At 68.4% G+C, this 20,403-nt stretch carries 18 protein-coding genes and 2 tRNA genes; 15 read left to right on the top strand and 5 right to left on the bottom strand.

The genetic code is table 11. From position 1 onward, the window contains the following. Positions 1–4 precede the first annotated feature (4 nt). The 4 genes from B7K20_RS02235 (at position 5) to B7K20_RS02220 (ending at position 3,020) form a co-directional block, all read left to right on the top strand. Positions 5–1,519, top strand: a complete 1,515-nt coding sequence (locus B7K20_RS02235; RefSeq protein WP_084099890.1) for a catalase — start codon at positions 5–7, stop codon at positions 1,517–1,519. Between the two features lie 236 nt (positions 1,520–1,755). Then, complete coding sequence (locus tag B7K20_RS13205) at positions 1,756–2,634, top strand: DUF3566 domain-containing protein (RefSeq protein WP_234985672.1); 879 nt, start codon at positions 1,756–1,758, stop codon at positions 2,632–2,634. Positions 2,635–2,722: 88 nt separating this feature from the next. Beyond that, positions 2,723–2,796 (top strand) — tRNA-Ile (locus B7K20_RS02225). Positions 2,797–2,944: 148 nt separating this feature from the next. After that, positions 2,945–3,020 (top strand) — tRNA-Ala (locus B7K20_RS02220). Positions 3,021–3,047: 27 nt separating this feature from the next. Here B7K20_RS02220 and B7K20_RS02215 read toward each other — a convergent pair. After that, positions 3,048–4,232 carry a benzoate/H(+) symporter BenE family transporter gene (locus B7K20_RS02215; RefSeq protein WP_084099889.1) on the bottom strand — a complete coding sequence of 395 codons (1,185 nt, stop codon included), beginning with the start codon at positions 4,230–4,232 and terminating at the stop codon, positions 3,048–3,050. A 15-nt stretch (positions 4,233–4,247) separates the two neighbouring features. Here B7K20_RS02215 and B7K20_RS02210 point away from each other — a divergent pair, with 15 nt between their 5' ends. Beyond that, positions 4,248–4,835, top strand: a complete 588-nt coding sequence (locus B7K20_RS02210; protein ID WP_200809008.1) for a helix-turn-helix domain-containing protein — start codon at positions 4,248–4,250, stop codon at positions 4,833–4,835. On the opposite strand, the gene B7K20_RS02205 is transcribed toward B7K20_RS02210, so the two are convergent. Next, positions 4,832–5,500: a hypothetical protein gene (locus B7K20_RS02205; RefSeq protein ID WP_084099887.1), complete on the bottom strand. Its 669-nt coding sequence runs from the start codon at positions 5,498–5,500 to the stop codon at positions 4,832–4,834. The genes B7K20_RS02210 and B7K20_RS02205 overlap by 4 nt on opposite strands. Before the next feature lie 167 nt (positions 5,501–5,667). Between B7K20_RS02205 and B7K20_RS02200 the strand changes: the two genes are divergently transcribed. The 3 genes from B7K20_RS02200 to B7K20_RS02190 all read left to right on the top strand — a co-directional run bounded on the left by B7K20_RS02200 (position 5,668) and on the right by B7K20_RS02190 (position 12,204). After that, positions 5,668–9,294, top strand: coding sequence for a metallophosphoesterase (locus tag B7K20_RS02200; RefSeq protein WP_084099886.1), 3,627 nt, complete (start codon positions 5,668–5,670; stop codon positions 9,292–9,294). Positions 9,295–9,755: 461 nt separating this feature from the next. Next, entirely contained in the window at positions 9,756–11,627 is a 1,872-nt protein-coding gene (locus tag B7K20_RS02195) for a bifunctional diguanylate cyclase/phosphodiesterase (RefSeq protein ID WP_084099885.1), read from the top strand. Between the two features lie 4 nt (positions 11,628–11,631). Continuing rightward, positions 11,632–12,204: a DUF5317 domain-containing protein gene (locus B7K20_RS02190; protein WP_084099884.1), complete on the top strand. Its 573-nt coding sequence runs from the start codon at positions 11,632–11,634 to the stop codon at positions 12,202–12,204. Between the two features lie 63 nt (positions 12,205–12,267). On the opposite strand, the gene B7K20_RS13030 is transcribed toward B7K20_RS02190, so the two are convergent. After that, complete coding sequence (locus B7K20_RS13030; protein ID WP_159449298.1) at positions 12,268–13,119, bottom strand: hypothetical protein; 852 nt, start codon at positions 13,117–13,119, stop codon at positions 12,268–12,270. Positions 13,120–13,211: 92 nt separating this feature from the next. Between B7K20_RS13030 and B7K20_RS02175 the strand changes: the two genes are divergently transcribed. After that, the gene (locus B7K20_RS02175) at positions 13,212–13,751 is read left to right on the top strand and encodes a peptidylprolyl isomerase (protein ID WP_084100055.1); all 540 of its coding nucleotides are present in this window, start codon (positions 13,212–13,214) and stop codon (positions 13,749–13,751) included. Positions 13,752–13,953: 202 nt separating this feature from the next. Beyond that, positions 13,954–14,562, top strand: a complete 609-nt coding sequence (locus tag B7K20_RS02170; protein ID WP_084099881.1) for a rhomboid family intramembrane serine protease — start codon at positions 13,954–13,956, stop codon at positions 14,560–14,562. Between the two features lie 285 nt (positions 14,563–14,847). On the opposite strand, the gene B7K20_RS02165 is transcribed toward B7K20_RS02170, so the two are convergent. Further along, positions 14,848–15,093: a cell division protein CrgA gene (locus tag B7K20_RS02165; protein ID WP_144018485.1), complete on the bottom strand. Its 246-nt coding sequence runs from the start codon at positions 15,091–15,093 to the stop codon at positions 14,848–14,850. Positions 15,094–15,221: 128 nt separating this feature from the next. On the opposite strand from B7K20_RS02165, the gene B7K20_RS02160 reads away from it, so the two are divergent. The 3 genes from B7K20_RS02160 to B7K20_RS02155 are packed head-to-tail and all read left to right on the top strand — an operon-like array spanning position 15,222 to position 16,833. Continuing rightward, on the top strand, positions 15,222–16,043 hold the full coding sequence (locus B7K20_RS02160; protein ID WP_084099879.1) for a class E sortase: 822 nt from the start codon (positions 15,222–15,224) through the stop codon (positions 16,041–16,043). Further along, positions 16,040–16,210 carry a hypothetical protein gene (locus tag B7K20_RS13025; RefSeq protein ID WP_159449297.1) on the top strand — a complete coding sequence of 57 codons (171 nt, stop codon included), beginning with the start codon at positions 16,040–16,042 and terminating at the stop codon, positions 16,208–16,210. Before B7K20_RS02160 ends, B7K20_RS13025 begins: the two co-directional genes overlap by 4 nt. Further along, on the top strand, positions 16,207–16,833 hold the full coding sequence (locus tag B7K20_RS02155; RefSeq protein WP_084099878.1) for an aminodeoxychorismate/anthranilate synthase component II: 627 nt from the start codon (positions 16,207–16,209) through the stop codon (positions 16,831–16,833). Before B7K20_RS13025 ends, B7K20_RS02155 begins: the two co-directional genes overlap by 4 nt. Positions 16,834–16,878: 45 nt before the next feature. Here B7K20_RS02155 and B7K20_RS02150 read toward each other — a convergent pair whose 3' ends face one another. Then, positions 16,879–17,691 (bottom strand): IclR family transcriptional regulator, encoded by an 813-nt coding sequence (locus B7K20_RS02150; protein ID WP_159449296.1) that lies wholly within the window; start codon positions 17,689–17,691, stop codon positions 16,879–16,881. Between the two features lie 131 nt (positions 17,692–17,822). Here B7K20_RS02150 and B7K20_RS02145 point away from each other — a divergent pair, with 131 nt between their 5' ends. Beyond that, positions 17,823–19,103, top strand: coding sequence for an MFS transporter (locus tag B7K20_RS02145; protein WP_084099876.1), 1,281 nt, complete (start codon positions 17,823–17,825; stop codon positions 19,101–19,103). A 17-nt stretch (positions 19,104–19,120) separates the two neighbouring features. Next, positions 19,121–20,371 (top strand): glycoside hydrolase family 1 protein, encoded by a 1,251-nt coding sequence (locus B7K20_RS02140; RefSeq protein WP_084099875.1) that lies wholly within the window; start codon positions 19,121–19,123, stop codon positions 20,369–20,371. The last annotated feature ends 32 nt before the right edge of the window (positions 20,372–20,403 follow it).

Raw genomic sequence — 20,403 nt, 5'->3', positions numbered from 1 at the left:
TGCTGTGAGCGAGAAGTTCACCACCACCAACGCCGGTGCCCCCGTCGCGTCGGACCAGCACTCGCAGACCGTCGGCAACGACGGCGTGACGACGCTGACCGACCACTACCTGGTCGAGAAGCTCGCCCAGTTCAACCGTGAGCGCGTGCCGGAGCGCGTGGTGCACGCCAAGGGTGGCGGCGCCTTCGGTACCTTCACCACCACCAACCCCGACATCGCGAAGTACACGCGTGCGGCGCTCTTCCAGGACGGCGTGCAGACCGAGATGCTCGCGCGTTTTTCCTCGGTGGCTGGCGAGTCCGGCTCGCCCGACACCTGGCGCGACCCCCGCGGCTTCGCGCTGAAGTTCTACACGACCGAGGGCAACTACGACCTGGTCGGCAACAACACCCCCGTCTTCTTCATCCGTGACGGCATCAAGTTCCCCGACTTCATCCGGTCGCAGAAGCGCCTTCCGGGCTCGCACCTGCGCGACAACGACATGCAGTGGGACTTCTGGACGCTCCAGCCCGAGTCTGCCCACCAGGTCACCTGGCTCATGGGCGAGCGCGGCCTGCCCCGCTCGTGGCGCGAGATGCAGGGCTACGGCTCGCACACCTACCAGTGGATCAACGCTGAGGGTGAGCGCTTCTGGGTGAAGTACCACTTCAAGAGCCAGCAGGGCGTGCACGGCCTCACCATCGACGAGGCCGGCCAGCTTGCCGGCTCGGACGGTGACCACCACATCCGCGACCTCTACGAGCACATCGAGGCGGGCGACTTCCCCAAGTGGGACCTGTTCGTGCAGATCATGCCGTACGAGGACGCCAAGACGTACCGCTTCAACCCGTTTGACCTCACCAAGGTGTGGCCGCACGGCGACTACCCGCTGATCCCCGTGGGTGTCATGGAGCTCAACAAGAACCCCGAGAACTACTTCGCGCAGATCGAGCAGGCCACGTTCGCCCCGTCGAACTTCGTGCCCGGCATCGGCGCGAGCCCCGACAAGATGCTGATGGCCCGCATCTTCTCCTACGCGGACGCTCACCGCTACCGCGTGGGCACCAACCACGCCGACCTGCCCGTGAACGCCCCGCACGCCGCGGACGCGAACGGCCACTCGTACGCGAAGGACGGAGCCATGCGCTACTCCTTCTCCTCGGCCTCGACGCCGGTGTACGCCCCCAACAGCAAGGGCGGCGCGCACGCCGACGCCGAGCGTGCGGGTGACGCGGGCAACTGGGAGTCGGACGGCGCCATGGTGCGCGCGGCCGCGACCCTGCACGCCGAGGACGACGACTTCGGCCAGGCCGGCACGCTCTACCGCGACGTGTTCAACGACCAGCAGAAGGCGCACATCCTCGAGCAGATCACCGGTCACGTGGGCGCCGTCGTCTCGGACGACATCCGCGAGCGTGCCATCCAGTACTGGACCAACGTGGATGCCGACCTAGGTGCCAAGCTCCGCGCCAACCTCGCGGGCGAGGCGCCCGTCGAGGGCGGCGAGCCCGGCACCGGCTGGCAGCCCGTCGACGCGTAAGGCGTGGCCGCGGACGGCGTGATGGTGGCCGTTCGTTGACCTTCCCCTCCGGGATACACAGAGGCCGGGTCCTTCGGGGCCCGGCCTCTGTCTCTGTCCTGCGGGTGGCGTTGTCCTGAGTGCGTGCGGGACGCGCGATACCAGGCAACAAGCCGCGTCGCTTTAGCCTGAGGACGCCCTGAAGTACGCTGGGAGACTGATACCGCGCACCTTGCGTGGCACGACGAGGAGAATTCATGACCGCGGACGACCGCGCCCCCCACTCCGGGCAGACCTTCACCCCGCCGGCCTTCGAGCCGACGACGGACGAGGTTCCGGTGGGAAGCGTCTCGACTCCCACGACGGGGCAGCAGCCCACGCGCTCCTCGCTGCGACCCACCACGGGTCAGCAGCCGGTCGCTGCGCAGCGTCCCGCGTCGGCGCCGTCGGCTGCTCCCACGTCGTCGCAGCAGCCGCAGCGCGCCTTCGCCCCCGTGAGCGGCACGGTCGCGACCGCGAGCCAGTCCAGCGTCGCGAGCCCTGTGTCCGCCACGCAGCCGCTCACCACTCGTGCAGCGGCGCCCGCCGAGGCCCCGGCAAAGACCGAAGCCCCCGCGAAGCCCGCCGGCGACGCCGACCACGGCCAGGCCGGCTCGGAGAGCACCTTCGCCGCGGTGCTCGGTGGCGGCATGGGCAAGCTCAAGGAGTACGGCGACAAGGCCAAGCGCTCCATCACCGAGGGCAACGACATGCCCGCCCACCCCGGCAAGGGTGCGCCGCGCCGCGCGCGCGTGCTGGTGTCGCGCATTGACCCCTGGTCCGTGCTGAAGATCGGCTTCCTGCTGTCGATCGCGATCGGCATCATGACCGTGGTCGCGACCTACGTGGTGTGGCACGTCCTCGACGGCCAGGGCCTGTTCATCCTCGCCAACGACTGGATCGTTCAGCTCTTTACCGAGCCGCAGAACATCAACCTCATGCAGTTCTTCGAGCTCAACAAGTGGATGAGCGCGGCGATCCTGCTGGCGGTCGTGAATGTGGTCCTGCTGACCGCCCTCAGCGCGATCGCGGCGTTCCTCTACAACGCCGTCTCCTCGGTGGTGGGCGGCGTCTACGTGACGCTGACGGACGACTAAACCACCGCATCGGCCCTCCCCTCGCCACCGTTTTGGTTTTGCGCCATGGCGTGGGGTATTGTTGGTCGCCGCGGCAGTCGCCGCGAAAGGGCCCATAGCTCAGGCGGTTAGAGCGCTTCGCTGATAACGAAGAGGTCGGAGGTTCAAGTCCTCCTGGGCCCACCGAGGTGGACGAATGCGGAACATCCTGATCCTGACGGTCGCCGCCGCGATGGGTGCGGCAGTCGCTTACGCGGCACTCGCCCGTGACGCAGGCCGCGACATCTGGGATGATGTTCACCACGATCTTTGAACGCTCCGGCGATCACCGGGGGCCTTGGCGCAATTGGTAGCGCACCTGCTTTGCAAGCAGGGGGTTAGGGGTTCGAGTCCCCTAGGCTCCACCACCTGCCCCTCCTCACGGAGGGGCTTTTTTATGGGCGGCCGATGCCATGGCTGGGTTCCACGGCCCGCTCGCCGCTGGCCCGCCACAAGGCCCGTACCGCGAGACCCGCGAGCAGCGCCCAGAACGCCGAGCCGATGCCCGCGACGGCGATCCCCGAGGCGGCGATCAGCAGCGTGAGGGCCGCAGGGATGCGATCCTCGACGCGGGTCATGGCGCCGCTGACGGCACTCGCGAAGGTGCCCAGCAGGGCGAGGCCCGCGACGGCCTCGATCAGCCCCTCGGGCCCGGCATCGATGAGCGCGATGAGGGTGCCCACGCTCGCGGCGAGCACCAGGTAACTCACGCCCGCGGCGGCCGTGGCGATCCACCGCCGGCGCGGGTCGGGGTGGGCCTGCTCGGAGGCGGGAAGCGCCGCCGTGATGGCGGCAAGGTTGATGGCGTGCCCGCCCGCGGGCGCGCCCACGAGGGTGCCGATGCCCGTCGTGATCATGGCGCTGCGCCACGGCACGGCGTAGCCGTGGGCGGCGAGGACCGCGACGCCGGGGACGTTTTGCGAGGCCATGGTGACGATGGTGAGGGGGATGGCCAGACCGATGACTGCCTGCCACGTGAGGTGCGGAAAGGTGACGGCAAAGGCGACGGGTGCCACCTCGACTCCCTGCGCGCTGACAGACATGGCGACGAGCGCGGCGACGAAGATCACCGGCGTGGCCCACCGGCGCGCGAAGCGTTCGAGGATGACCCAGACGATGATCAGCGAGCCGATGAGCCACGGTGAGTCGCCGAGTGAGACGAACGGCGCCAGGCACAGCGGCAACAGGATGCCGGCGAGCATGGCCTGGGCCAGCGCGGTGGGGATCGCGGCCACCGCGCGCGCGAGCGGGGTGATGATGCCGATGGCGACGATCAGCACGCCCGTGACGAGAAAGGCCCCGATCGCGGCCGGCCATCGGCCGTCCACGTAGCCCTGCGTGGCGAGCAGCGCCGCGCCGGGCGTGGACCAGGCGATGGTGAGCGGCATGCGGTGACGCCAGGACAGATACAGCATGGCGAGCGCCTGCGTCACGCACAGCGCCGTGAGGCCCGAAGCCGCCTGGGTGGAGCTCGCCCCCACAGCCGCGAGGCCCGCGAGCACCACGGCGACGGAACTGCCGAATCCCACCAAGGCCGTGACGGCACCGGTGGCGGCGGCATGCACGAGGTGTCGTTCCATAGATAGAACACTAGCGTGACTGTTCTGTTCATGGAACACTTTGGTAGTTTTCCAGTCATGGACTCGGATGTACACGGCTCGCCCCGGCCGGATCTTGCGATGCTCGTCGGCGCACGGGTGAGGCGGGCCCGGGTCGACCGCGGGCTGAGCCTGGGCTCCGTCGCCGCCACGGCAGGCATCGGCAAGGGCTCGTTGTCCGAGATCGAACACGGCCAGCGCAACCCGACCCTCTCCACTCTCTACGCCCTCGCGCGCGCCCTGGGCACCCCGCTGTCACACCTGCTCGACGACCGACCTGGAGCGCAGGTGGCCTCGCCCGGCATCGTCGCGCGGCTCTTGGATGTCCGTCAGGAGGCCGATGCCACGGTCGAGGTTTTCGCGTTGACCCTCACCCCCGGTGCGGCGCACCGCTCCGACGGTCACGGTCCTGGGGTGAGCGAGCAGGTGCTGGTGACCTCGGGACGCGTGCGCGTGGGCACTGAGGGGGACCCCATGGAGGTGGGCGTGGGTGAGCTGGCTTCCTTCGCGGCGGACATGCCGCACTCCTACGAGGCCCTCGATGCCCCCGCGGCCGCCGTCAACGTGATCAGGACGCCGCGTTAGCCGACGTTCCAGGTCACAGGGTTCGACAGATAGTTCGCGGCGCTGCCGTGGAAGCTGCCGCGGTACTGCAGCGCCGCGAGTTCCGAGTCGTTCTTGGCCATGAGCACCCAGCACCCCGTCGCGGATCCCGCGGTCGTGAGGTCCTCGACGTCGAGCGCGGGGCAGATCTCCGGTGCGCCGGTGGCCGGCGGGGCGGTGGCCTCGCCGCCGGTCGTGGTGACTCCGGTCATGGCGGGAGCCTCCGTGATGGTGAAGCCGGTGGGCACGGCGGGCCCCGAGACGGTCGCGACGTAGGTGACGAGGGTGGGGTGGTAGTTCCACAGCCCGCGCTGGTCGGTGTCGCTCAGCACATCGCTGATGTCGTCGACCGTTGCGGTCGTGACCTCCTGCACCGCCACTTCAAGGGTGATCTCGGTCGCCGTTGCCTCGGCGTCGGCGGCGAGGGCGGGGATGACGAGCGTGTCGGTGGCGCTGAGTTCGGTGCCGGGCTCCGTGAAGGGGGCGGCCTCGGCGGGAGAGGCGACCACGGGGTCGGGCGTAGCGGTGCTCGTGATCGTCACCGCCGGGCTCGAGGTGGCCTCATCGGCGGGAGCCTGGCATGCCGCCAGTACGCCGACGGCGGCAAGGATCGCCGCGATGGCAGCCGCTCGCGAGGTGAAACGCATAGGGTCCCTTTCGTCCCCGCGACCCTACCGGCAGACAGGGGAGCGATCGCGCTCCCCGGTGACGAAACGGCGACAGGGATGACCATTCGCTGACGCCCGTATGAAGGTTGGACGACGCGGGCGCATCGGCGTTGCCGGTGAGGTGTCCGGTCGGTTGACTGCCGCACGTGAGCGCACTTCCCCGCGTCCTGGCCGCCACGGCCACCACCCTCGTCGCCGCCGCCCTCGTCGCGGTGGCGACCCCGGCATCGGCCGCCCGCCTCCCCGGCGTGGTGTGGCCGCCACCCGAGCCCGAACGCTACGAGCCCGTCCTGCAGGTGAGCGAGATCGTCGCGAACTCCCCCAACCACGACGGCACCGACGCGTTTGAGTACGTCGAGATCCTGAACGTCTCCGACGGCGAGCTCGCGTGGGACGACTTCCGCATCCGCTACATCTATCCCCTGGCCAACCTCATGCCGGTCTCGACCGTCGAGTGGCCCACCACGACCACCGGGGCGACCCTTGCGCCCGGCGAGACGCTGGTGCTGTGGATCCGTTCGGAGGCGACGGCGGGCCTCACGGTCGCCGACTTCAACGAGGCCTACGGCACGGCCCTGGTGGAGGGAGAGACCCTCGCCATGGTGGACGGGGGCGGGCTGTCCAACTCGGTGCTGCGCGGCGTCGAGGTCCTCACGGATGCCGGCATTCAGCTGTCGCGGGCGTATTACAACCGCCCCGACGACGTCGACGCGGAGGCCAAGGGCGGCGTGCAGTACGGCGTGGTCACCGACGCCAACGACATTCAGCCGCGCCTGGGCGTGGCCGCCGCCTCTCCCGGTGACACCACGGCGCAAGGTGAGTGGACGCCCATCGTCACGGCTCCCGCGGGCCGCGAGCCGCGCCTGCGCGACGAGACTCGGACCCAGTTCTCCCCCGGCACGCCCCTGGAGATCGAGGCGTGGGCCAACGACGACGGCCTGCTCCACACGGTATCCGTCGAGGTGGGGTCGGACCTCGACGAGCCGGCGACGTACTCGCTGACGCGCGATGCCATCGGCGAGTTCACCCTTCACCTGGGTGGCGCCGACACCCTGGGCCGTGAGTGGTTCACCTATCGCTTCACCGTCACGGCCGGAGACCAGGTGCTCGAGGGCCCCGAGCAGACGGTGACGGCCGCCCGCGCCGCGGAGCCGCTGCGCATCGGCGGCGGACACCTGGGTCAGCCGCTGGGCGCGGACCTGGTGGTGCCGCCCTACCGGCTCCCGTTGCGGCGCGGCAGCGGCTCGTCGGTATCAGGCGAGCAGCGCCTAGTCGCGGGCGGTGACGTGTACCCCGCGGTCCACACGCTGACGCTCGATGGTGTGGAGGTCGAGGGTGAGCCCGAGCTCGAACACGAGCCGATCCTGGCGTTCGAGGCCACCCTCACCGACGCCTACTTCCGCAACGGCGTGATCGTGGACGGTGACGTGCTCACGGTGTTCGACGAGGGCCTGTTCGGGGACACCGGCACCATCGAGGTTGCGCTCCCGCTCGACGAGGTCAATCCCGGCGAGCCCGTGGTCGCGCGCATCTATTCGGGCACCAAGGCTGCCCCCGCGATCGACCCCGACGAGGTCAACGACGACTTCGTGGCCCGCGACGTGAGGCTCGCGCTGCCCGACGGCCGCATGCTGCGCCCGCGTGAGGTGACGGACCCGTCGCGCTGGATCGATATTGGCGACAATCCCGGTGCGACGGACTTCCTCGAAGTGACGTTCGATGTCCCCGACGACGCCTTCACCGCGCTGGGGTACACGTGGGACACCACCGGCGTGAGCGATGGCAGCCACACCTTCACGGCGACCGATGGCACCGCTACGGCAACGCTGGACCTGCGCGTCGACAATTCCGCACCCGTGCTGACGCCCAGCATCGCTCCAGGGCAGGAGCTGCGCGGCGCCGTGGACCTCGATGTGGAGGCAGCGGATGACGGCGCGGGAGTCGAGGAGGTCACGGCCACCCTCGACGGCCGCGCCATCCGCCTGCCGCATGCGCTGTCCTCCCTGACAGACGAGCCCGGCGATCACGTCGCCGCGGTGACGGCCACGGATCGCGTGGGCAACACCGCGTCCATCACGGTGCCGTTCACCATCCCCGAGGAAACGCCGGTGCTCGCCGAGGCGTCCGCTGCGCGCTCCGGTGCCGCTGGCTCGGTCCTGCGCGCCGTGGTCGAGGATGCCTCGGGCGACGCGCTGGACATTGGCTTCGCCGAGGGCCGCGAGCTCCTCGAGGGCGACGGCCTCACCGTCTCGACGGGCTCGGTGGCCGATGCCGATGCGATCGACCGCACGGACGCGGCCGGTTCCGTGGACGGCGGCCTTCCGTATGTGCTCCTCGAGGCGGAGGTGCCCGCCGACGCGGATCAGGTGCGCGTGGCGTGGTCGGGCAAGGCGGAGGCCGATGCCCGAGTGTCGCTGCGCGTCCTGGACCCCGCCACGGGCGAGTGGCAGACGGTGGACACCCAGGTCACCGGTGACGAGGGAGCCGTGCACCTCGAGGCGGTCGTGGACGCGACCCTTGCCGACACGGACGGACAGCTGACGGCGGTGGTCCAGCACGGCATCGGCTGGGCAGGTGAGGCGCTGTCGCAGCGCGACAGTGACGTCGAGAAGCACCATCCCGAGGACACCGACCGCGCGGACTACGACTTCACGCTCGCGTGGGAGTCCGACACGCAGTATTACAACGCCGAGGCGGCCATCTACGACCGTCAAACCTCGATTCACGACTACCTGATCGAGCGGCGCGACGAGCTCAACCTGCAGTACATGATCCACACGGGCGACGTGGTGGACTGGTCGGGCCAGCAGGAGCAGTGGCTGCGGGCCGATCCTGCCTATGCGGCCCTGGACGACGCCGCCATCCCGTATGGCGTGCTTGCGGGCAACCACGACGTGAACCAGACCACCAACGACTACACCCAGTTCTCGCAGTGGTTCGGCGCCGAGCGCTACGAGGACAACCCGTGGTGGGGCGGCGACCACCTCGACAACCGCGGGCACTACGACCTAGTGTCCGTCGACGGCATCGACTTCCTGTTCCTCTACATGGGGTGGGGCGCAGACGACGAGCAGATCGCGTGGATGAACGGCGTGCTCGCGGCCTACCCGGAGCGCACCGCCTTCGTGAACCTGCACGAGTACATGCTCACCACCGGAGGCCTGGGGCCCCTGCCCCAGCGCATTCACGACGAGGTGGTGGCGACCAATCCCAACGTGAAGTTCGTCCTGTCCGGCCACTATCACGACGCCTACACGCGCCTCGACTCCTTCGACGACGACGGCGACGGGGTCGACGACCGCACGGTCACATCGATGCTCTTCGACTATCAGGACCTTCCCAACGGCGGCGACGGCTACCTGCGGCTGCTGCACTTCGACAACGAGGCCCAGACCATCACGGTCAGGACCTACTCGGACTACCTCAGTGACTACGACGCGGTCCACAAGGCGATCTCCGACGAGCATCAGGAGTTCACCATCCCTTATGCGCGTGCGGGGATCGAGGCGGAGCCGGCGCGTCTCGAGACCGCTGCGCTGCGCGTGGACGCCCTCACGCAGCGCGAGATCGCGCAGTTCGAGGACGTGCCGGCAGGCCAGGCCGTGACGGCCGCATGGAACCCGGCCGATGCCACGGTTGGTTGGTTCGTGACCGCGACCGACCCGTACGGGGCCACGGTGGTGTCCGATGTGCGGGAGGCTGAAGGGCCAGCCGCATACCTCACAGCCTTGGGCGCCGTGACGCCCTCGCCCGTGCCACGAATTCCCTGGTGAGGCGGTACTGATGGGTTCCCTTGTGCGCCCTAATGCGAGAAGATAATCGCGATCGTCATCCGGCGATCGCCACTTCCGTGGACGATGGCACCGTCTCGGGGCTCGGAATGGTCCGGTCTCTGCGGCAGCGCACGGGCGGCGCGAGCCGTTCACATCGTTGACGGCCTAGCAGGGGAGACCAATATGAAGAAGTGGAACCTTCTGAACAACTCCACGGTTGTCCGCGCCACCGCTAGCGCGAGCACCATCGTCGCCGTCGCCGTGATCGTGGGCGCCGGCTTCAAGTGGACCTGATTCACACCGAAGACGAGGGTGGCGCTGGCAACTCTCAGCCGCCGGCGCCGCCCTCACTTCTCCCTGCTTACGTCGCTTCGGTCACGGCGGTTGGATTTGTCGCCGTCGTTCTCGCCGTCGTTCTCACAGATTGGCCCGCGGTCGCCGAAGGCCTGCTCGTAGGACCTGTGGTCTTCCTGGCAATCGCCGCGATCATCGGTGAGGCCAAGCCGATTCAGTTGGTTCTCGGCGATGCTGAATCACGCTCTCTATCGACCTCCGCGCCGTTCATTCTGGCGCTCATCCCTGTCGCCGGCGTCGCGGCTGCCGTCGTGGTCCAGATTGTCGCGAGCTTGACCGACGACATCCTCCAGCGCCGCCAGGTCACGAAGTCGATGTTTAACATCGCGCAGTACTCGCTCAGCGTGCTCGCTGCCGGAGTGGTGTATTCCTTCCTGTCCGGCGATTCCCTGCTCGCCGCGCGGCCTGTTGGTCACGTCGCTTCGCTCGGGCCACTCTTGGTGGCGGGCATCACCATGGTGGTGGTGAACTGGATCCTCGTGGCCGTCGTGGTGACACTCGCGTCGGGCGAGCGGTTCCTGTGGGTACTGCGCGCCGATGCGCAGTTCCTGGTCATCACGCACCTGGTGCTGCTCAGCGTGGGCGCGATCGCCGCCGATGTCGCGACGGATGGCGTCTGGGTCCTCGCGCTGCTCGCGGGACCCGTGGTTGCTGCGCACCTCTTTGCCGCCAGTGGTGCGCGCCACGCGCACGACGCCACTCACGACGTCCTCACGGGCCTGGGCAACCGCTCGTTCGCCGGCTATCGCCTCAGCCAGGCGCTGACGGACGCCCGCAACCGTCACGCCGATGGCCCAGGCCTGGTTTTGATCGACCTCGACCACTTCAAGGACGTCAACGACACCCTGGGCCACCCGGTGGGCGACATCATCCTGCGCGAGGTCGGTGCCAGGCTCGTCGAGGCCGCACCCGAGGACGCCTCGGTGCACCGCCTGGGCGGCGACGAGTTCGCTCTCATTGTCGAGGGCGACCACGCCCGCTCGCGCGACGTCGCGGCCAACCTGCTCGAGGCCCTCGAGGAGCCGGTCAAGGTCGACTCGCTCGAACTCCTGGTGCGTGCGAGCGCCGGCATCGCGGTCGCTCCGTTCCACGGCTCGGACTCCGAGTCGCTCATGAAGCACGCCGATATCGCGCTGTATCACGCGAAGGTGGAGCGCGACAGGATCAGCATCTACTCCCCCGAGTTCGACGTGAACACCGTGGAGCGCCTGCAGCTCCTCGCGGATCTTCGCGGTGCTCTCGCGGCCGGCGACCTCCACGTGGTCTACCAGCCCCAGGTGGACCTCCACAGCGGTCGGACGGTGGCGCTCGAGGCGCTGGTGCGCTGGCAGCACCCCAAGCGCGGCAATGTGCCGCCGGACGAGTTCATCCCCGTCGCCGAGAACTCGGGCCTCATCTACACCGTGACGAGTTTTGTGCTCGACAGCGCGATCGCCCAGGTCGCCCGGTGGCGTGAGGACGTGCCGGACGTGCGCGTGGCCGTGAACCTGTCCGCACGCCACCTGTCTGACCTTGGCCTGCCCGGCCAGGTCGACGCGGTGCTCAAGCGTCACGGTGTGGCCGCCGATGCGCTGGTGCTCGAGGTCACCGAGACGGGGATCATGGCCGATGCCGTGCGCGCCGACCTCGTCATCAAGGCGTTGCGTGACCTGGGAGTCGCCATCGCGATCGACGACTATGGCACGGGCAACGCGTCCCTGTCATACCTACGCCGCCTCGAGATCGACGAGCTCAAGGTGGACCGCACGTTCGTGTCGAACATCGGCTCGGACGATCACGACCTCATCATCGTGCGCTCGACCATCGAGCTCGCGCTGGCGCTGGGCCTGCGAGTGGTGGCCGAGGGCGTCGAGGACGCTCACACGGCCGATGCGCTCGCGCGTCTGGGCTCGGTCATCGGCCAGGGCTTCCACCTCGGCGTGCCGGTGCCGGCCTCTGAGATCGACCTCGCGGTCACGACGGCGAAGGGCCGCCGCTAGTTTCATGCTGATCCTCGCACTGGGCGTGATCGCCGTCGCCTCTCCCTTGTTCGCCGGACGCTGGCCCGCCGGGCTCCTGCTGCACCGCTTCCGCTGGCCGCTGCTGATCTGGGGCTCACTCGCGGCGCAGATTGTCATCATCGAGTTCGACGCGCTGCACGACTGGGCGCCGGTGCTCCACATCCTCACGTATGTGGCCGCGTTGGCGTTCTTGTGGCTGAACCGGGAGGTGCGTGGCGCGCTCATCGTCGGAGCGGGGGCGCTCTCGAACGGCCTGACCATCGCGTTGAACGGCGGCACCCTGCCCGCCCGGGCCGCGGCCGTCGAGGCCGCGGGCATCGACGCGGGCGAGGACTTCGCCAACTCCGCCGTGGTGGACGATGCCATCCTTCCCTGGCTCGGCGACGTCTTTGCGTGGCCCGAGCCGCTCCCGCTCGCGAACACCTTCTCGGTGGGAGACATCCTCATCGTGATCGGCGTCGCGGTAGCCGCCTGGAGTGGCTCGCGCCGCATCGGCCAACCCGTCACCGCGGACGGGGGAACCGAGACGACCCCGCCAGCCACGGCATCGGACTAATCCACGCCTCAAAGCGAGAGGGCCGCGACCAGATGGTCGCGGCCCTCTCGCTGTCTCAAGCGGTTACTTCTCGGAAGCGGTGGGGTTCTCCCCCGTCGCGCCCTCGTCCTCCCACACGTCCTCCGCGTCGTCGATCGCGTCGACCGCGGCGTGGGTGGCGCGCGAGCGGGCCTCGTCGATCTCCGACTTGACCTTCTCGGCCTCCGTCGTGGCGGTGGTCTTCACCTTGTCGAGAGCCTCCTGCGCCTGACCGGCAACCTTGTCGATCGCGGGGCTCGCCTTGTCGTAGGCCTCCTTGCCAGCGGCGGTCGCGGCGTCGGCGCCCTTCTTGGCGGCGGCGGTGACCTGGTCGACGGCCTTGTTGACGTTGTCGCGCAGCTGCTGCTTGACGTCGCCGTCGGTGTCGAACTGCCACTCGTCGTCACCGGCCCACTCGTCGCGGCCCGGATCGCGACGAGCCCACACCACGAGCGCGGCGGTGCCGGCGGCGACCAGCGCGCCCGCGATGACGACCTTGCCTAGGCCGCCACCCTTCTTCTTGGGCTCGGCGCCGGCCTGCTCGACGGCGCTGACGACGGCCGGGATCGCGGCGCCCACGATGGCGGCGTGCGCGATGTCGGTCCACTTGGTGGCCTTATCGCCGGCGCGGCGCACGTACGGCGAGGCCTTGCGTGCACCCTGGTGGTAGGCGCGCTCGGCCTTGGGGGCGCCCCACGCGACCGCCTTGCCCACCTGCGGGCCGGCCCACTCCTGAGCCTTCTTCACCTGGGGGGCGGCCCAGTCCTGAGCGCGCTTGGCGGCGTCCTTGGCCGAAGCCGTGGCCTGGTCGGCGGCCACCTTGGCCTTGGCGGCGGCCTTCTCGGCCTGGGCGCGGTACTTCTCGACGTCCTTGGCGGTGTGCTTCTTGCGTCCCACTGTTATGCCTTTCGTCCGTGTGCCGGCGGTCCTGATCCTTCATCCTTGCATTTACTCAGTGCCAACGCGAGAGCCGTGGAAGAATGTTCCGCATGATCGCAACTATTGAGACCACCGCTGGTGTTGTCCGTATCGAGCTCATGCCGAACGACGCCCCCGCGACCGTCAAGAACTTCGTGGGCCTCGCCACCGGCGAGAAGGAGTGGACCAACCCCCAGACCGGCGAGAAGAGCACCGAGCCCTTCTACAACGGCCTGGTGTTCCACCGCGTCATCGAGGGCTTCATGATCCAGGGCGGCTGCCCGCTGGGCACCGGCACCGGTGGCCCTGGCTACACCTTCGACGACGAGATCCACCCCAACAACCAGTTCTCCGAGCCCTACATGCTCGCGATGGCGAACGCCGGCAAGCGCCGCAACCCCATTACGGGCCAGCCCGCCGGCACCAATGGCTCGCAGTTCTTCATCACCGTGGGTGCAACCCCGCACCTTAACCAGGGCCACACGATCTTCGGCAAGGTTGCGGACGACGAGTCCAAGGCCGTCGTCGACGCCATCGCGACGACCCCCACGGACGGCCGCGACCGTCCGCTCGAGGACGTGATGATTACGTCCGTCTCGATCTCCGAGTAACTCCTTGAGCACACCCGCGGGTGCCGGCGCGCCGACCTGCCCTCGTCATCCCGACCGCGTCGCCTACGTGCGATGCCAGCGATGCGAGCGGCCGGCCTGCCCCGAGTGCCAGCGCCCGGCGCCCGTGGGCGTGCTCTGTGTTGACTGTCTGAACGAGGCGCGCTCACAGGCGCGCCCCCTCCGGTCCCGGCTGGGCTTCACGATGACCGCCGGGCCGCCGCGCGTGACGTACGCGCTGATTGGCCTCAATGTCGCCGCCTATCTTTACGGCCTGGTCATCGGCCAGGGGCAGTGGCTCACGCAGTGGGGCTTGTACCCCAACGACCAGTTCGGAATCTTCGAGCTCGGCACCGAGCCGTATCGCTGGGTCACCGCAGGTTTCGCCCACGTGGGCCTGTGGCATATTGGCATGAACATGCTCGCGCTGTGGCAAATGGGCCAGGCGCTCGAGCCGGCACTGGGACGGTGGCGCTTCCTGGGCCTGTACGCGGCATCGCTGCTGGGCAGCTCCCTCGCCATCGTGCTGCTGGGCACCCCCGCGGTGGGTGCCTCGGGGGCGATCTTTGGATTGCTCGCCGCCTACGGCATTGTGCTCAGGCGCCTCAACCTGCCCTACACGCAGGTCTTGGTGATCGCCGCGATCTTCATCGGCGGACCGCTGCTGGCGGAGTTTGTCCCCGGCCTGGGCATCTTCTCGGGCCTGTCATGGCAGGGCCACCTGGGCGGCGCCATCGTGGGGGCGATCACCATGCTGGTGATGTTCCGCGGCGTGGACCGCCGCGAGGCCGCGGCGCGCGCCTCGCGCTCGTAGCGCGCGCTGGCCGCCGCTTGCCCTGGCAGAGCCCCCACTTGTCCCCAACGGGTCGGTTTGGCCCACAGATGTGGACACTGTGGACAGTGTGACGAGAACTGTATTCACATTCGTCACATCTGTCACACCAGCACCAGTTGTGGAGAGAATCGGTGGACAGTTGGGGATAGTCCGCACGCGGAGTTGTGGATAACCCTGTGGAGATGTGAATAACAACCGTGTAGTTATCCCCACCGTTGTCCCCATCTGGGGAGAACTACACCGGTGTAGTTCTCCTGGCAGGTGTTACTTCCAGCGGGTGAAGAGCGCCATGGCGGCGGCCATGAACGCGAAGCCCACGACGAGGTTCCAGTCGCCGATGGGCAGCGGGTAGTTGGCGCGCGTGATGTAGTACACGACGATCCACGCCGGACCGAGCACCAGCAGCGTGACGGCGGTGGGGATGAGCCACTTGGGGTTCTCGCCATCGGCCTTGCCCAGGTTCCTGGGTGCCTTGTAGACGTTCTTGTCGCGCTTCTTCGAGACGGCCACGCTTGATCTCCGTGAGTCGTAGGGGCCCGGATGCCGGGCAATGCTGAGGACTAGGGTACCTACGCACGCGTGAACGGCACAGAAGGGCCTTCTGGAGCGTGGCCGCCGTCACGTAGTCTTGTCGCATCATGAGCGCTTTCCCCGGAGTCGAGGCCTCCCCCTCCGCCCCCGACGGCGGCAACCACGCGGACCACGGTCCGGTTCACGCGCGGCCGCGTCCCCGCATCACCGTCCTCGGCGTGATCGGTGAGTTGCTGGTCCTCGCCGGAGTGCTACTGGGTCTGTACGTGGTGTGGGAGCTGTTCTACACGGACGTTCAGGGCGACAGGGCGCAGCGCGAAATCGTCGAGGAGCTTGCCTGGGCTGAGCCCGAGGTGATCGAGGGCGACGTGGCCACGTCGAGCGTCGACACCATTCCCGATGACCTCAAGGTGACCGACGAGGATCCGCCCGAGATGGCGTATCCCGAGTTCACCGAGACGTTCGCCACCATGATGGTGCCGCGCTGGGGCGACGACTACGTCAGGCCTATCTCAGAGGGATCGACCCGCGCGGACGTGCTGGACCCCTTGGGCATCGGCCACTACGAGGGCAGCGCGCTGCCCGGGGAGTTGGGCAACTTCGCGATCTCCGGCCACCGCACCACCTACGGCAAGCCGTTTAACCGGGTCGATGAGCTTCACGAGGGCGATGCGCTGATCGTCCAGACCGAGGGAATCTGGGCGGTCTACGAGGTCACCGGCTGGGAGATCGTCGATCCCACCGCGATCGAGGTCATCGCTCCCACTCCCAATCGACCCGGCGCGGGCGCGACCGGGCGGTTCATGACGCTGACCACGTGCCACCCGTTGTACTCGGCCGCCGAGCGCTGGATTGTGTACAGCGAACTCAAGTATTGGGCGCCCACCGGTCACGGGGTCCCGAGCGAACTGACGGAGGTGCCCGCATGATCTCGACATGGATGTGGAGCCGCATCCCCGGGCCCGTGGCCCTTAAGGTGCTGTTGCTGCTGGTAGTGATTGTCGCGGCCGTGCTCGTGTTGTTCGAGTTCGTCTTCCCGTGGGTCTCCACCATCGTGCCGGTCTCCGACCCCACGCTCGAGGAGGCGGGATCGTGACGCGCATTTTGGTGATCGACAACTACGACTCCTTCGTCTACACGATCGTGGGGTACCTGCGTCAGATGGGTGCCGAAACCGTGGTGGTGCGCAACGACGCGGTGGCCGATGCCGGACCTCTCGAGGAATATGACGGCGTGCTGGTCTCCCCCGGCCCAGGAACGCCCGCCGAGGCCGGCGCCTCCAACGACGTCATTCGTGATTGCGCGCGGACCGGCACGCCTATGCTCGGCATCTGCCTGGGCCACCAGGCACTCGCGGAGGTCTACGGCGGCGTGGTCAGCCACGCGCCCGAGCTCATGCACGGCAAGACCTCGGCCGTGACGCACGAAGGCGGGTCGGTCCTGGTGGGTCTGCCGTCGCCATTTACCGCGACGCGCTATCACTCGCTCGCCGTGGAGGTCGACACGGTTCCCGACGAGCTCGAGGTGACCGCTCGCACGGACAACGGCATCATCATGGGGCTCAAGCACCGCGACCTGCCGCTACACGGCGTGCAGTTCCACCCCGAGTCCGTGCTCACCGAGGGTGGGCATCGCCTGTTGGCGAACTGGCTCGAGGTGTGTGGCCTGCCCGATGCCGAAGGACGGTCCGCAGGACTCTCGCCCCTCGTGAATAAGTAGCGGACTGACTATCGGCGAGGCTCGTAGGAGCGCGGCGGTCGTCGCTCAGTCGTACGACCAGTCGGGGACCTCGCGGGCGAGGCGAATGCGGATCGCCCGCGTCGCAGCGCGGCCGGTCGCCTGCAGGAGGGGCATCAGTGCCGAGGCGTCGGGCACATCCTTCGCCGGCATCAGGAGGCCGATGGCCGCGACCGTGGCACTCCGGTGATTGCGGACGGGGACGCCCACGGACACGACGGGCGACGTCGGGCGCCGCACCACGGCGACATCGGTGGCGCGCACATCAGTGAGGATCTGCGTCATGTCGGTGGCGCTCGGGCGCGGACACTCAAAGGTGGGCCACCCGTAGTCTCCGCGCGCGAGCATCTCTTGCACGAGGTCGTTCGGCGCCGCCGCAAGCAGGACGCGCCCGGCCGCGGTGGCAGCCAGCGGAACGTGGCCGCCGACGTGATAGAACACCGGCAACGGTGAGCGGCCGTCGCGGCGGTCGAGCACCACGCCGTTTTCCCCGTCGCGTACCAGCACCTGGACGTGGTGGTGCGTCACGGAGACGAGGTCATCGAGGATCGGGGCGAGGGCGGTGCGCAGCGACACCGTACTCTCGGCGAGGGAACCCAGCTCCCACAGGCGCAGCCCGATACCGAAGAGACCATCGTCTCCGCGTTCGAGCAGGCCGAGACTCACCATGGTCGAGGCCAGCCGGCTTGCCGTGCTCTTGGGAAGCGATGCGCGCTCGGCGAGGGCCTGGAGGCCGAGGTGGCGATGGTTGTCGTCGAACGCGGCGAGGACGCGCACGGCGCGCTCAAGGACGGGCTCGCCCTGGGCGGGGCGCCCTCCTCTGCGTGGTTGCTCCTCCAACGGGATTCCTTCACTCGGTTCCAATGATTGAAACACTAGTTGGACGCCGCCGCTAGCGCTCGGAAACTCGGAGAGGTCGGATCTCGGGTCCGCACCTTTCCACATCGCATTGCTTCGACAAAGGAGTCGCTATGTCGACCACTTCGACCGTCAATCCCGCTGGTTCTACAGCGGACGGTTCCACCACGGGTAACTTCCGCCGCCTTCACCTGCTGCTCGCGCTGTCCATCTTCGGCGTCAACGCGGCACTCATGGCATCGGGCATCGTCACCGGTGCGCTGAAAGCCACCGAGATCGACGCCGCCAACGCCACCACGATCCTCTCCACTGCGGTGGCGGTTGGCGGTGTCTTCACACTGATCGGCTTCCCGCTCATCGGTCGCATCAGCGACAGGACCACGGGCCCGCTCGGTCGTCGCCGTCCCTACCTCATCGCCGGCGGTGTGCTGGGCATTCTCGGTACGGGCGCCCTGCTCATCGCCTCGAGCACGCTCATGCTCACGGTGGCCTACACGCTGCTGTGCCTGTCCTTCGTGTGCACGGTCGTGACGGCCGGCGCGATGGTGCCGGACCAGATCCCCGCGGCCCAGCGCGGCATTGCCTCCGCCATCGTGGGCCTCGGCACACCCGTCGGTGCCCTGGTCGGTCTGTTCGTCGCTCAGCTTTTCGAGCCGAACCTCTCGCTGATGATCCTGGGGCCCGGCCTGCTCGGAATCCTCGGCAGCTTCGCGATCGCCTTCGGCGTCAAGGACGCTCCCCTCGCGAAGGAGCACCGTCCCGACTTCGTCATTCGTGACCTGCTCGCGACCTTCTGGGTTAACCCGCTGAAGGCCCCCAGCTTCGCGTGGGCATGGGTGAGCCGCATCTTAATCTTCCTTGGCGTCGCGGCAGTGAACGCTTACCAGGCGTTTTACCTCATCATGGTGCACCACGTGGACCCCGCCGAGGTGGCCGGCAAGGTCTTCCTCGCCACGCTGCTCCTCACCGGTGCTTCCATGCTCATCGCCCCGATCGCCACTAGGGTTTCGGACCGCATCGGCCGTCGCAAGCCCTTCGTGATCGCCTCGGCTGGCGTGTTCGCCCTGGGCCTGTGGCTCGTCGCCTCGGCGGCCACCTACAACGAGTTCCTCGTGGCGGTGCTGGTCATGGGCATCGGCCAGGGCGTGTACCTCGCGGTCGACTTCGCCCTCGTCACCGAGGTGCTTCCCGACGCCGAGAACCCCGGCAAGGACCTCGGCATCATGAACCTCGCGAACACGCTGCCCACCATCCTGGTGCCCGCGATCGCGCCGACCGTCCTCGCCATCGGCGTGGTCGCAGGCGGTGCGAACTTCACGCTTCTGTTCGGAATCGGAGCCGTCGCAGCTGTGCTCGGCGCGCTCGCGATCCTCCCCATCCGCAACGTCCGCTGACCTCCAAGGAGCCCTCCATGTCTCTGTCCCTTCCCGCGTCGTTCCTGTGGGGCGTCTCCACCGCGGGTCACCAGATCGACGGTGGTGACACGACCAGTGACACCTCGTTCCTCGAGAACGTCTCACCGACGGTCTTCGCCGAGCCCAGCGGCGCGGCCTGCCGCAGCTGGGAGCGCTGGGCGGACGACCTCGACCTGGTCGCCGCCATGGGCCTCAACGCCTACCGGTTCTCCGTCGAGTGGAGCCGGATCGAGCCCGTCCAGGGGGAGATCCTCACCGAGGGCCTGGACCATTACGACAGCATGGTCGACGGGTGCCTGGAACGCGGGATCGCGCCCGCGGTGACCCTGGGTCACTTCACCGCCCCCCAGTGGTTCGGGGCACGTGGCGGGTGGCTCGCACCCGATGCCGCCGAGCGCTTCGCGGAGCACGCCGCTCGCGTGATGGCACGCATCGGCGACCGCACCTCCTTGGTGGTCACGCTGAACGAGCCCAACCTCCCGGCGACCCTGATCTGGGGCGGGCTTCCCGAACCGGTCATCGAGATGCAGCGACAGACCTTGGTTGCCGCCTCTCAGGCCGCCGGCGTGGAGCGGTTCCGGGCAGCGAACGTGGTGGTCCCCGAGGAGCTCGAGGCCATCGAGGCGGGGCTCGACCGTGGCCACCGCTTGGCGCGCGAGGCCGTGCGTGCGGTGGCCCCCGGCGTCCCCGTGGGCCTGTCGCTCGCGGTCATCGACGACGTTGCGCTCGATGCCGAAGGCGCCGTGCTGCGAGACCGCAAGCGTGAGGCCTGCTACGCGAAGTGGACCGACACGGTTCAGGGCGACGACTTCATCGGCGTCCAAAACTACGAACGGCTGGGACACGACGCTCAGGGCCTGGTGCACGGAGAGTCGGAAATCACCAATCAGATGGGAACGGCCGTGGAGCCCGCATCCCTGGGGGAGTCGGTGCGCTACGTCCACGCCCTCACGGACCTGCCCATCATCGTCTCGGAGCACGGCATCGCCACCGAGGATGACACGCTCCGGGAGGCCTTCATTGAGCCGTCCCTCGCGGGCCTCGATGAGGCCAGGGCGGATGGTGTGCCTGTGCTGGGCTACTTCCACTGGACGCTCATGGACAACTTCGAGTGGATCTTCGGATACCGCTTCCAGTTGGGCCTGCATTCCGTGGATCGCGAGACAGGCGAGCGGACCGCCAAGCCCAGCGCCGCGGCCTACGCCGCAGCGGTGAGGGCGCGGCGCGAGGTAGCCGTCACCGTGTAAGGATCCGTGAGGCCGGGCGCGTGCGCGTGCCC

It is taken from the genome of Demequina sp. NBRC 110051 (assembly GCF_002090055.1).
In the GTDB taxonomy this organism is placed as follows: Bacteria; Actinomycetota; Actinomycetes; order Actinomycetales; family Demequinaceae; genus Demequina.
The sequence above is the reverse complement of the archived record's forward strand: the minus strand, read 5'-3'. Positions and strand labels throughout refer to the sequence as shown.

What these genes read in the sequence shown, in the direction of transcription:
- B7K20_RS13205 (WP_234985672.1), top strand. Translation starts at nt 1,756, where the DNA reads ATGACCGCGGACGACCGCGCCCCCCACTCCGGGCAGACCTTCACCCCG.
- B7K20_RS02215 (WP_084099889.1), bottom strand. Translation starts at nt 4,232, where the DNA reads ATGGAACGACACCTCGTGCATGCCGCCGCCACCGGTGCCGTCACGGCC.
- B7K20_RS02205 (WP_084099887.1), bottom strand. Translation starts at nt 5,500, where the DNA reads ATGCGTTTCACCTCGCGAGCGGCTGCCATCGCGGCGATCCTTGCCGCC.
- B7K20_RS02190 (WP_084099884.1), top strand. Translation starts at nt 11,632, where the DNA reads ATGCTGATCCTCGCACTGGGCGTGATCGCCGTCGCCTCTCCCTTGTTC.
- B7K20_RS02175 (WP_084100055.1), top strand. Translation starts at nt 13,212, where the DNA reads ATGATCGCAACTATTGAGACCACCGCTGGTGTTGTCCGTATCGAGCTC.
- B7K20_RS02170 (WP_084099881.1), top strand. Translation starts at nt 13,954, where the DNA reads ATGACCGCCGGGCCGCCGCGCGTGACGTACGCGCTGATTGGCCTCAAT.
- B7K20_RS02160 (WP_084099879.1), top strand. Translation starts at nt 15,222, where the DNA reads ATGAGCGCTTTCCCCGGAGTCGAGGCCTCCCCCTCCGCCCCCGACGGC.
- B7K20_RS13025 (WP_159449297.1), top strand. Translation starts at nt 16,040, where the DNA reads ATGATCTCGACATGGATGTGGAGCCGCATCCCCGGGCCCGTGGCCCTT.
- B7K20_RS02145 (WP_084099876.1), top strand. Translation starts at nt 17,823, where the DNA reads ATGTCGACCACTTCGACCGTCAATCCCGCTGGTTCTACAGCGGACGGT.
- B7K20_RS02140 (WP_084099875.1), top strand. Translation starts at nt 19,121, where the DNA reads ATGTCTCTGTCCCTTCCCGCGTCGTTCCTGTGGGGCGTCTCCACCGCG.